Source organism: Prevotella sp. CAG:255 (assembly GCF_000431195.1).
GTDB classification, from domain to species: Bacteria; Bacteroidota; Bacteroidia; order Bacteroidales; family Bacteroidaceae; genus Prevotella; species Prevotella rara.
This window is the reverse complement of record NZ_HF986803.1, coordinates 1-12,374: the sequence shown is the minus strand read 5'-3', so window position 1 is coordinate 12,374 and position 12,374 is coordinate 1. Positions and strand designations below refer to the sequence as shown.

General features: G+C 44.7%; 11 protein-coding genes. 4 read left to right on the top strand and 7 right to left on the bottom strand.

Annotated elements, in window-relative coordinates:
• The 3 genes from QVO66_RS06090 to QVO66_RS06080 form a co-directional block, all read left to right on the top strand.
• The coding region (locus QVO66_RS06090) for a hypothetical protein (RefSeq protein ID WP_288172670.1) at positions 1–227 on the top strand (227 nt) is incomplete at its 5' end.
• 449 nt (positions 228–676) lie between these two features.
• Positions 677–1,000 (top strand): hypothetical protein, encoded by a 324-nt coding sequence (locus QVO66_RS06085; RefSeq protein WP_021854545.1) that lies wholly within the window; start codon positions 677–679, stop codon positions 998–1,000.
• A 5-nt stretch (positions 1,001–1,005) separates the two neighbouring features.
• The gene (locus QVO66_RS06080; protein ID WP_021854544.1) at positions 1,006–2,196 is read left to right on the top strand and encodes an endonuclease; all 1,191 of its coding nucleotides are present in this window, start codon (positions 1,006–1,008) and stop codon (positions 2,194–2,196) included.
• A 641-nt stretch (positions 2,197–2,837) separates the two neighbouring features.
• On the opposite strand, the gene QVO66_RS06075 is transcribed toward QVO66_RS06080, so the two are convergent.
• From QVO66_RS06075 to QVO66_RS06055, 5 genes are all read right to left on the bottom strand, one after another.
• Positions 2,838–3,713, bottom strand: coding sequence for an OmpA family protein (locus tag QVO66_RS06075; protein ID WP_021854543.1), 876 nt, complete (start codon positions 3,711–3,713; stop codon positions 2,838–2,840).
• A gap of 249 nt (positions 3,714–3,962) precedes the next feature.
• Positions 3,963–4,253 carry a hypothetical protein gene (locus QVO66_RS06070; RefSeq protein ID WP_021854542.1) on the bottom strand — a complete coding sequence of 97 codons (291 nt, stop codon included), beginning with the start codon at positions 4,251–4,253 and terminating at the stop codon, positions 3,963–3,965.
• A 552-nt stretch (positions 4,254–4,805) separates the two neighbouring features.
• Positions 4,806–5,576 (bottom strand): diadenylate cyclase CdaA, encoded by a 771-nt coding sequence (gene cdaA / locus QVO66_RS06065; protein ID WP_021854541.1) that lies wholly within the window; start codon positions 5,574–5,576, stop codon positions 4,806–4,808.
• Complete coding sequence (locus QVO66_RS06060; RefSeq protein WP_082335259.1) at positions 5,569–6,381, bottom strand: dihydropteroate synthase; 813 nt, start codon at positions 6,379–6,381, stop codon at positions 5,569–5,571. The genes cdaA and QVO66_RS06060 overlap by 8 nt, the downstream gene beginning before the upstream one ends.
• 219 nt (positions 6,382–6,600) lie before the next feature.
• A complete protein-coding gene (locus QVO66_RS06055; RefSeq protein ID WP_021854539.1) occupies positions 6,601–7,095 on the bottom strand; it encodes a pyridoxamine 5'-phosphate oxidase family protein in 495 nt (164 codons plus the stop codon).
• 183 nt (positions 7,096–7,278) lie between these two features.
• Here QVO66_RS06055 and QVO66_RS06050 point away from each other — a divergent pair, with 183 nt between their 5' ends.
• Complete coding sequence (locus QVO66_RS06050) at positions 7,279–8,577, top strand: UDP-N-acetylmuramoyl-tripeptide--D-alanyl-D-alanine ligase (RefSeq protein WP_021854538.1); 1,299 nt, start codon at positions 7,279–7,281, stop codon at positions 8,575–8,577.
• A 298-nt stretch (positions 8,578–8,875) separates the two neighbouring features.
• Here the strand turns inward: QVO66_RS06050 and QVO66_RS06045 are convergent, their stop codons facing one another.
• Positions 8,876–10,639 (bottom strand): GNAT family N-acetyltransferase, encoded by a 1,764-nt coding sequence (locus QVO66_RS06045; protein ID WP_021854537.1) that lies wholly within the window; start codon positions 10,637–10,639, stop codon positions 8,876–8,878.
• 464 nt (positions 10,640–11,103) lie between these two features.
• Positions 11,104–11,532 (bottom strand): DNA-binding protein, encoded by a 429-nt coding sequence (locus QVO66_RS06040; protein ID WP_021854535.1) that lies wholly within the window; start codon positions 11,530–11,532, stop codon positions 11,104–11,106.
• Between the last annotated feature and the right edge of the window lie 842 nt (positions 11,533–12,374).

The window sequence follows — 12,374 nt, the reverse complement described above, 5'->3', positions numbered from 1 at the left end:
TTACGCCATTCACATTATTATATTTTACAAAAGAAACAGGCAGACTTATGACACAGGAACGGGAAATAAAACCGGCAAAGATGGATGAAAATTATACGCTAATGGCAAAAACCAAAGACCGATGGCAGAATTTAAAGGCAAAACTAAAATCAGGAAGCATAAAGATTGGCAAAAAGCGAAAACGCAAACAACACATTCAAACAAAAAATCGGACAGGGCAAAAGTAAAATATTGTATATATGATTTAAAATCCCATTCTGACTGAGGAAAAGGCATGAAAGACAAACTTCTCCAAGAGGACAGGAATAAAAACCATTAAGAGCATTGCCACGAAAAAGGAGGAATCATGAAAATAATATTAAAGTGTATGATGCAGCCAATCTGCCATTAGAATGCAGACGCGTTAAATTCCGCAACCGGACAGACGCTCTCAGGCGCCTTATTATTTTATCTTGAGAGTATAGCCGTCTGCTTTTCGTTGACACAGCTTTACATGATGACGAAAAAGCAAACGGAAACACGGGCGAATACGAGACGACATATTTAGAATAATGAATAAAAATAGAGGAAAAGGTTGTATGATTAAAAAATATTTCGATACATTTGCAAAATTCATAATACAAGTATTTACAAACAGAAGATTTGTCTAAATTTAAAAACCTGCATTAAGAAAGACATGAGAAAATTTTTCATCGCGGCCATAACAACGGCCATGCTGACGGCAACAGCCGCAATAGCACAGATTCCACAAAACTATTACAGTTCGCTGAAAGGCAAGAAGGGAGCCGAACTGAAAACGGCAGTGCATAACATAATAAAGAATGCCACCGTGCTAAAATACGGCTCGGGCTCAGGACGCACATGGGAAGGCTTCTACACGACAGACCGCCTGGACGACGGCCAGGTGGTTGACCGCTACAGCAACGACAAAAGATACTTCGGCAACAAAGGTCAGGCTGTAAGCGGCATGAACATAGAGCACACAATGGTGGGGCTGTAAGCTGCATGAACATAGAGCGCTCTTTCCCGAAAAGCTGGTGGGGCGGAAGCGAGAATCAGGCATACAAAGACCTGTATAACCTGATGCCGTCGGAACAGAAGATAAACTCGGCAAAATCGAACTACCCGATGGGAAAGGTTAACAACGCCAGCACCGACAACGGATGCACCAAGGTGGGCACGGGCAGCAACGGATATAAGCTGTGGGAGCCGGCAGACAAATGGAAAGGCGACTTTGCGCGAGGATATATGTATATGGCTACGGCATACCAGGACTTTACATGGTCGGGCACGCCGGCCCTGCAGATACTTCAGCAAGGAGACTACCCCACCCTGCGCGAATGGGCATACACCTTATATATAGAATGGGCCAAGACCGACGGCGTTGACCAGACTGAAGTGGAGCGCAACAACGAAGTGTACAAGATTCAGGGCAACCGCAATCCGTTTGTAGACTTTCCAAACCTCATGGAATATATATGGGGCGACAGCATAGACTATGCCTTCGACCCGGAAAACACCGTAACGACATCTGACTATACTGACAATCCGGACGTTCCTACGGAAGAAACAATATATCAGGCAACATTCACATCAGAAACCGGCAACTTCACGGCAAAGAACATAAGCGAGCCATACAGCGGATTTGAGGTGTGGATAAGAGACACGAAATATGGATGGAAAGGCACCGGATATGCCAACAACAGGGCATACGCGGCAGAAGCAACGCTGACTTCTCCTGAAATAGACCTTACAGGATTCAGCGAGGCAACACTGACATTTAACCATGCAATAAACTTCTGCAAGTCGCCCGAAAGCACATTCAGCGTAGAAGTAATATGCGACGGAACGACAAACACACTCGACGGAATAACATGGCCGGCAGGCAACAATTGGACGTTTATCGACTCGGGCGAGATATCGCTAAACAGCTATGCCGGAAAGAAAATCAGCATAGTGTTCCACTACAAGAGCAACGACTCGGAAGCCGGAACATGGGAAATAAAAAGAATGACGATAACAGGCAAAAGGACGACAACGGGAATAGACGGCACAACGGCTGACTGCACGCCGGACATGCAGAAGCCATACAAGGCATACACCACTGACGGCCAGAGAATAGCTTCGCCAAAAGACTATAAAGGAATAATGATTATAGTACAGGACGGAAAGACCTGGAAGGTGATGAACAGATAATACTGAAAAAAGGCTACCGGCCTGCGCAGCGTTGACAGACGCTTTTGTCTACGCGTGCGCAGGCCGGAAGAACAATAACGGACATCTAAACAGAAGTCCGAAAAAGCACAACGACAAGGACAAGACAAAGCATCAAAAAGAAAAGCACGAAAAAGTGTAAGGAAACTGCTCCTGTTTTATTTCAACCAGGCAAAACTAAACGTCAAAAGCGCAAATAGTGAAAGTAAAACCGCATAAATAAGTTTTAAATCATTAACCTATTGTTTTCACCCCGAAAACGGGCCACTTTTGAAGCGAAAACGGCCGCTTTTTTGAATGAAAACCAATGAATTTTCAGCAACATCCGCACCACATACTCCAACGCAAGCAATAAACGGCAAGGAAAGAAATGAGAAACTTAACATGAAAACGGCAGCAAGAGCACAAAAATAACATGAAAACATATTGAGATGATGCAGAGACACGTAGGCATACTGCACAGCAATCCCCCAAAAGCAAAAACAAATACTATAGGAAAAAGACAAAAGGCAGAAAGCCTAGGGCATTTATAAGAAGAATATAAAAAAAGAAAAAGGCCAGACAAACGGCGTCTGCCGTATGTCCGACCTTATGATTATATTATCTAAGTTCTAATGTTCTGATTATTCAGCACTCTCGGGAGCCTTGTCGATAAGGTCCATGAACTGGTCGAGTTTCGGAGTGATGATAATCTGAGTGCGGCGGTTGCGCTGCTTGCCAACCTCAGTATCGTTAGATGTAACAGGGTTGAACTCGCCACGTCCACCAGCAGTGAGACGCTTCGGCTCTACGCCATACTGATTGATAAGAGCCTGAACAACGCTTGATGCACGGAGACAAGACAAATCCCAGTTGTTGCGAATGTTCTTCATCGCAGCTGAAGATGTGTTTACAGGCACGTTGTCGGTGTTACCCTCGATGAGCACATCGTAGTCCTTATAGTCCTTGATGATCTTTGCAATCTTGCTCAGAGTCTCGGCAGCACGGTCGTTGATTTCGTAGCTTCCGCTCTTGTAGAGCATGTTGTCAGCAAGAGAGATGTAAACAACACCCTTGAGCACCTGAACGTCAACCTCTTTCAGCTCTTCCTTGCTGAGCGAGCGTGTAAGGTTATTTGTGAGGATAAGGTTCAGAGAGTCGCTCTTGCTCTTAACCTCAACGAGGTGACGGATGTACTGGTTTGACTCGTTGATCTGGTCAACCAGCTTAGAGATGTTCACAGTTGTCTGGTTGCTTGCAGTAAGACTCTTGTCGAGCGAGCTCTGCAGTGCCTCATATGCGCTCTTAGTCTGAGCGAGCTGCTCCTCAAGACTTGTAACGCGCACCTTGCTTGCAGCAAGTTCAGAGTTAGCGTCAGAGAGTTTGCCTTGTGTTTCCTGATATTTATTTGTCAGTTCCTTGTTCTCAAGCTGGCAGTTTTCCAAGTCCTTTTTACTTACGCAGCTGCTCACCATGAAGCATCCTGCAACCAATGATACAATCAATAAATTCTTCTTCATCATAAATTTTCGTTTATTTTTAGGTTATAATTTGTTGCAAATTTACGTATAAGACGGATAAGTTGCGCTAAAGTTGAATGTCATTAGCATTATTTAACGCCAATAAGCGTGTAAAGTAAACAACCGTTAAACCGAAACAGCCATAAGGCACATATAAATTCAATGCACTCCACAGCCTTTTTACATGCCACGAGGTGCATTGAAAATCAGTTATTTAATCTTTTCCGGCAAGCCTGCAGCTGCTGACTTTCAGCAATACTGAAACTGGTTGACAAGCGGACATTTGGCTATCGTCGTAGACAGCCGGATAACCCATGTTCCGTATATCTGCCTAATATTCTGAGGCAAAAGATTAGCATCTCTCAAACCGGCGAGCAGCATTCTTAATGGCTTGCCAGGATTTGGAAGAGAATCGTCTAACAAACCGGCACGGGCCAACTCACGGTTGGCTTCCATGTCGTTAATTTCATTCTTGCCTGCAAGCGACATATACTCGTCGAGACAAGTCTGAATAGCTGAGAAATTTTTAAAATCTATCATGATAACAAACTATAAATTGAGACTTCACAAATATAGTTCTTTATTTTCAGAAACAAAAATACGAGGCATTAAAAAAGCGTTACAATTTCATTTTTTAATTATTTTCAAGATAAAAATTACTTTTATTAACTAAATGGATAATATTTTATACTTTTTGTAATATATATTATCAAAGCAAAAGCAATTTGTCATCAGAAAAGAAACAAAAAGAACATGAAGAATATATGGGAATGAAATCAGTTTCAATGTGAAACCCGAAGGAAACTGTCGGCATCAACAAGATAAAAGGAATAAAATAAAACAAAGCAAAATCAGCAGGCAAGATATGTTCTAAATGTTATATAAGCATATCGGTGTATTCTACCGTCTTCTTGTCTTCTATTGCAGTATTGTTTGCCTTTCCATTAACAGCCCTCTATGGCCAAGAAAACAAAAGCGGAAATACAATCAACATAAAACTACAGCCTGCTGAATACTGATTACGGCTGGAGTTAAATGAATCATGACGTCATGGCATGGATGCCGGAAAGGCACAAGCCATGACGTCATTCATCAGAAGTCAAGTTCACGTGTAAGTATGCTCTCAAGCTGTTCGGCCGACAAGCGCAGGTGGAACTGTCCCTTTATGGCCACCGAAATGCGCCCGGTTTCTTCTGACACGACAATGGCTATGGCATCGCTGTCCTGCGATATGCCCATTGCAGCACGGTGGCGCAGTCCGAGTTCCTTCGGGATATCTATGCTGTGGCTCACGGGAAGGATACATCCCGCAGCCCTGATACGCTTCTTTGATATGACCATCGCACCGTCGTGCAGAGGCGAATTCTTGAAGAAGATATTCTCTATAAGTCGCTGGTTTATGTTTGCATCGATGATGTCGCCGGTTTCAACGATATCGTCGAGCGACGATATGCGCTCGATGACAATGAGCGCTCCGATGCGCGCCTTGCCCATGTTCATGCAAGCCATCACGACAGGCATTATCGACTCCATGTCCACCTTATCCTTATTGTCGCCCGAGACAAAGAGCCTTATTATTCCGTTCACGCGGCGGTGCGCACCAAGATTATACAAGAACTTGCGTATTTCTTCCTGAAACAATATTATTATGGCAATGACACCCACGCTTACCAGCTTGTCCATAATGCTTCCGAGCAGGCGCATCTCAAGAATCTGACTTACAAACAGCCAGACAACGATGAACACCATGATGCCGATAAACACGTTGAGCGAGCGCGACTCCTTCATCAGTCTGTAAATATAATACAGCATCAGGGCTACGCAAAATATATCGACAAAATCTTTTATGCCAAATTCAAACATACTTAAATACTTCTTTTACAATAGTAACAGCCTCAACACACGGCTTTACGTCGTGTACTCTCAGAATTGACGCACCCGAATTAATCATGGCAATGGTGTTGACAACTGATGTGCCGTTGAGCGAATGATCAGCATCAGTGCCGAGCAGGCGCGCAATCATCGACTTGCGCGACACGCCGACAAGCAGCGGAAGATTAAACTCGCGCAACTTTCCCAAAGAGGCAAGCAGTTCATAGTTCTGCTCAAGCGTCTTGCCGAATCCAAAGCCAGGGTCGAGAATCACGTCCTTAACACCAAGAGAATGGAGCGTCTGCACTTCATGAGCAAAGGCCTTCATCATGCTCATTATGTCGGGCTTGACCGACATGAGTATGTAAGGCACACCAAGACGGGCCACCATCCTGAACATCTCTGGACACTCACATCCGCCTTCGCCGACCTCATCGCCTGCCGTATAAGCCTCGCTGCCGCCGAAAGCACCATTGACGTTGCCTTCAGATACATCATTTATTATGCCAGCCCCAAACTCTTCAACAGCCATGCGGGCCACTTCGGGTCTGAACGTGTCGACAGAAACGGGGGCATCGGGCTGCACGCTTCTTACGGCTTTCAATGCCATGCGCATGCGCTCCATTTCTTCTTCCTCAGTAACATGAGCCGCACCGGGACGCGTAGAGAAAGCCCCTACGTCGATAATCTTGCCGCCTTCGGCCATTATCTGGTCGGCCCTTGCAGCAATCTCAGCTTCAGTCTGCTTGCGGCTGCCGGCGTAAAAAGAATCGGGAGTGGCATTGAGAATGCCCATAACACAAGACTCAGACAAATCAATCAGTTGCCCGTTAACGTTCAATATATATGGAATAAAGCTTTTCACAATATAAATTAAAGAATAAAATTAATCTCAACAGATGGCAAAAATACTCATAAATATTGAGACTCTTTATATTTTTGACGTTTTTTATAAAGAATAAAAACAAGTCGGAAAATATATTTATATCCAAACCGCCTGATTTGGGCTTAAACCTCAATGAGCCGACGGAACAGCCTTACACTTGCCGCTGAACTCAATTATGTCAAGACGTATTATGCCTACACGATGAAACGATTTTTCAGCGGCCTTCATTCCAGCTTCTTTATATTCAGGCGCCAACTTGTCTATCAGCAGTTGCAGCGCGTGCCTCTTTTCTTCATCATCAAGCGCCGTTACAGCGTGACATTTCATCACCACACTTTCATATTCGGTAGTGAAGCGAGACGGCAACAGATTTGTATGGCCAACTATGCAGAACGACGCATTCTGATTGTGCGCCAAGGCCCTGAGTTTCTTTCCTTCAGGAGCGCAATGTATATACAAGCTGTGTTCGCCGTCCCAAACATAATTCAGCGGCAGGCCATAGGCTCCACCGTCAGCATCAACCATCGACAACACTCCATATTCGCTGTCTCTAATAAGCTGCAAGGCACGCTCTTCGCTGAGCAGGCGGTCCTGGCGGCGCACCGTTTCGTTTACGTATTTCATTTTATTCAAAAAGTTTCAGATTAGCATTTATAACAATATATCTTTTGTTTTATCAATAATTTTTTCTGTATCAACAGAGTCACAAAGGTAAGAAAATATGTGCAGAACTGATTATTATTTGGCCGCAAAATTGTCATGGTACGATTTTTTGATGTACTTTTGCACCCAATAAAACTATCACACATGGACATATCAGAATTATACAGAATCTTCACCGAGCATCCGCAGGTTACCACCGACAGCCGCGACTGCCCCAAAGGTTCTATTTTCTTTGCGCTGAAAGGCGAATCGTTCAACGGCAACGCCTTTGCAGCCAAGGCTCTTGAACAGGGCTGTTCGTATGCAGTTATCGACGAAAAAGAGTTTGCCGTTGAAGGCGACAACAGGTATATCCTTACCGAAGACTGTCTGACCACACTGCAGCAGCTGGCCAACTATCACCGCCGCAAACTTGGAACTAAAATCATTGGAATAACCGGCACCAACGGTAAAACCACGACAAAGGAACTCGTGGCAACCGTATTGGCCGAAAAATATAACGTGCTCTACACTCAGGGCAACTTCAACAACCACATCGGCGTGCCTAAGACGCTGCTGCGCCTCACGGCCGAAAACGATATTGCCGTGATAGAGATGGGAGCCAACCATCCGGGCGAAATCAAGACTTTGGTCAACATCGTCGAACCTGACTACGGCATAATAACCAACGTGGGCAAGGCTCACCTTAAAGGTTTCGGCTCGTTTGAGGGAGTGATACGCACCAAGGGCGAGCTCTACGACTATCTGCGCGAGCACAATGGCAAAGTGTTTATACACAACGACAACGAACATCTGCTGAAGATTTCAAGCGGACTGAGCCTTATAAAATACGGCACCACGGACAGCGAAGAACTTAGCGTATGCGGAGAGTTTCTGTCATGCGACCCGTTCCTCAACTTCAGATGGCGTCACGGCAAAGCCCAGTGGAACGAGGTAAGGACACACATGATTGGCAGCTACAACATATACAACATGCTCGCTGCGGCATGTATAGGTCTTTATTTTGATGTTACCGAAGAGCAGATATGCCATGCGCTTGCCAACTATGTGCCTACCAACAACCGCTCGGAACTGGAGGTTACGGCAAGCAACAAACTGATTATCGACGCATACAACGCCAACCCGACAAGCATGGAGGCTGCACTGAAGAACTTCAAAGAGATTAAGGCCGACCACAAGATGGCCATAATAGGCGCAATGAAGGAACTTGGCGAAGTGAGCGACGAGGAACATCAAAAGGTTGCAGACATGCTGAAAGCCTTAGATATTGAGCAGGTGTGGCTCGTAGGAGATGAGTTTAAATCTACTGACTGCCCGTTCCGCAAGTTCAACAACGTTGAAGAGGTTAAGCAAGCCATTGACGAGAACAAGCCAGAAGGCTTCTGCATACTCATCAAAGGCAGCAACTCTACAAAACTTTACGAACTGAAAACAAAACTCTAAGAAGTGAAAAGATAAAAGTGAAAAGTGAAGAATACATTAGCCATTGTATTAAAGCAAGATAGCTAATGGATTTTTCACTTTTATCTTTTCACTTTTAACCCAAATCTGGCATTAGTATTCGGCCGGGATTTTTGCTTTATATTGAGCGGATTTTCGTTAGATTTTTCGCAGGCATAGCGGGCTATGTCAAGAAAAAGCGAACAAAAAGACGCCAATAGAAACAAAAATACGGACTGAAAGCATGAATGCACGAAATAGATAAAGCTATATGCGGTCTAATGACTGATTTGGGTTTAACTTAATTCAACATCAGGTTCATTTCCGCCCCTACGCCATCAAACAGAAATTCTGCCAGGCCATTTATTGTCAGCTTCAAGGCATCTGCGTAAGGCTCATCCGTCTGGCGCACCTTTCCGTTCTTTATTACATAGTAGGCATTATTCATCGGAATGTCTGCATCGCCTTCAACCCTCAGCACCATATCTTTGTCAGGATTAAGTTCGGCATACAGTTCCAGAGCCTTCTTGGCGTTTATCACGCGCAACATGGCCTGAATGTTTTTGGCCTGCGGACGATATTCATCACCTGCCTGGCGTATGTCCTCGCGTATAACCTCATAGCCTTCTTCATCATGCAGAAGCACACAACGCTTTGCGCGCTGAATGCGGTCGAACTCTTCAAACGAAGTAACCATGGCGTCTGCCGGCGGAGGCGTGCATGTCATCACGCGGGCATAGCCGCACTTCTCATACCATTCATATAACCATTCGTCGGCAGGAATAAGAGAAGCAAATACTATCTCTCTGTAATATATGCGGAAATGGGCCTGCCGCATCAGGTTGTTGCCTATGTCCTGACGGCGGTATTCCGGCCGCGTGCTCACTCCGCTTACATATACAGTCTTCACCTCGCGTCCGTCATAAAGCATGGTGTAAGGCAATGTCTGCAACGCAGCCACCACCTTTCCGTCTATCTGGCAGCACACGTTATACTCGCTGCGGTAGACACGCGAGAAATAAAGGTCGATAAACTTGTCGGGATCGTTGAACACCTGTTTCCATATCTCGCGCGTTTCTTCCTTTATGCGGTCTTGGTCTTCAAATGCCGCCAGCGGATGTTTCTCCATTATCACGTTCTTCTCAAGCAGGATGTCGGGCTTATACGACAGTTTGGCGCGCCGCAGTCCTTCGTCGCCCATATCTTCCTCACGGTTGATGTAATAATACTGCTCGGGCAGATGCTTCACAAACTCCTGGTTTATTATCGTGAACGCTCCTTCATAGTTTACGTCGGCCTTCTCAACACACACGTCAAACGTACACTGGTTTATCGGGCAGCCGAAGGTGAAGGCTACAAGTTTGTCGCCTACAAATATTGTTCCGCCAACAAGTCCCAGCCTATCCCATCGGTTAAACGCACGCGTCATTGAGCGCAGTTCCTCTGAAAGGTCTTCATCGGGCACATCTCCGTTGTCGTCTTTCGACGTGCGGCGCCACTGCCGTTCCAGTTCGAGGCATTGCGGAATAAGTTCCGGCGTAAGCTCGCGGTATCTGTAGTCAGGATAAAGGTTCTTAAACTTGTTTATGTGGTTGCGCTTGCTCTGCAGTTTCTTTCCCGAAAGGTTTATCAGCTTGTCGCGAGTGTAGATATAGTCGCTGAAGTCGCGGTCAGGCTTTATGTCGAACGTGTCGGGGAAATGCTCCTCAATGATGTCGCGCATATAGTTGCATACGCCAAGCATCAGAAACGGATGCCCCATGGCTATCGAGTCGTCGCGTATGGCACGTATCACGCTAACCGAACATTCATCACACGGCTCCACCTTGAATGTTCCGTCGTCCTGACGTTTCGGCCGGGGCACAGGCATCATGTAGGCCAGATGATGCCCCATGTAGAAACGGAACACCAGATAGTCGTCCACTATCGCAAACTGTGTGTTGTAAAGAAAGCGCCAGCTTATCAGGTTCGAGAACGACAGGTCGCAGTTTTGTCTTTCGCCCCAAAGCGTAAAACTCTGTATCAGTTCCTTGTCGTCTTCTGTTATATCCTTAAACTTTATCATAAAAATTGTCTGTGTTTCAATTGGCAAATTTATAAAAAATAGATGTAAACAACATCAATGCACCGATAAAAAATTCAGGTGCACAAACAGTCCTGAGCAGCCAAGGCAGGAGCTAAATGTCTGACTGTCATAAGATATACTTCACGACATGCTTCCGTTTTATTAACAAAGTTGACAGACATCGGCCAGCTTAAATCTGCATGACCAATGCCCGTCAACGTTACAAAACCCAAATCATCATCAGACCGCATATAGTTTTGTCTATTTTATGTATTTCTACTTCCATCCGTCTTTTTGTATCCTATAAGCGTCTTTTCGTTTACACAGACCACTATGTCTGCGAAAAATCAAACGAAAATCAGCTCTACACAAGGCAGAAATACAGGCAGAATCATAACTCCAGATTTGGGTTAACACAATGAAAGTAAGCTTCTTAATGTTTATGGCAGCTTCACTCTACTGCATTATGGCATCTCTACCTCGCTGCCCTCGCCTACCGTATATTGTGAGAACTGCTTGGTCTTTGCCTCGCGTGTCAGCACTGATGAGCGGAACACTCCTGTTGAGCGTGCTCTCAGGCGTACGCTGTCAATGTTGGCAGAGGCGGTGAACTCTTCGGGACTGTTGGCCGGCAATGTTCTCAAACCTGCCGAGAATATGGCCAAGTCGTCCAGCTTAACGTTCTTGCCGTCCATCACAAGTTCCTTGATACATGCTATCATGTCTTTCAGCACTCCGTGGATAACACCGGCTGAGAACGGCGAACTGTGTGATGACATGTGAGCCGCCAGCTTCTCTGTATCGTAAGTTTCCTCGCACACCGCGCGTGCATACCATTTACCGTTTGTGTTACTGTTTGAATTGCGGTTCTGATAAAGTTTATACCTAATCATGTTTCTTTCCTTTCTTTTTGGTTGTTATACATTATTTGTTTATTATCTCTCATGCCTTCCAGAACTGCCGCTACGTTCATTTCCGCCTGCCGGCTGTGGCTTTAATGTCCGTGTCGCCTTGTTCCTTTCGACATTGCAAAGATACAACAACCAATTTCGCGTTTGCAGATTGCTGCAGGTTACGAAAGGCTTGAGAGGATTGTTGGTTGTAAAGGATAAGAAAGCATGGAAATGTTTATAAAAAACTGACGTTCATACTAAGAATTTTCGATTTTCAGCTAATACCTATTATAAATATTTCAGCAGCTTGTCTACTTACAAGACGTACGCCATTTGTGGAATTTCATAGTATTATAAATACCGAATAACGGCATTACAGAAAAATACATTATAGTAGCAGTAGCGAAATGGCCATTTCGGAAACAGTTGTTTCGGAAGTTAAGATAAAAAGAATAAAAAATATAAACTTTTTTGACAGAACAGATAAATGAGATATTTTACAAGGCATAGTCAATAGATGTTCTATAGTATAAATGTCATAAACAACATAACATCTTAGTGAAGTGAAAGCATCATCTTCTCTTCCCATTCTTTTTATTTATTTTGATACTGTCTAAAAAAGTGTATCTGATTGTCAGTAAAAAAGGGCCGACCCTTGCGTGTCAGCCCCGAAGTTTGTAATTTAGGAGTGACCAAACCACTAAATATACAAACTATGCACTTCACGAAAGTACAAATTTCTGAGCTCATGCGCAAGCATGCAGAGAAAGAAAACGGTCCACACGACCTGATGGAAATCATGCTTAAAAGCATGATGGTAGCAGAACGGAGTGAGTTTCTGC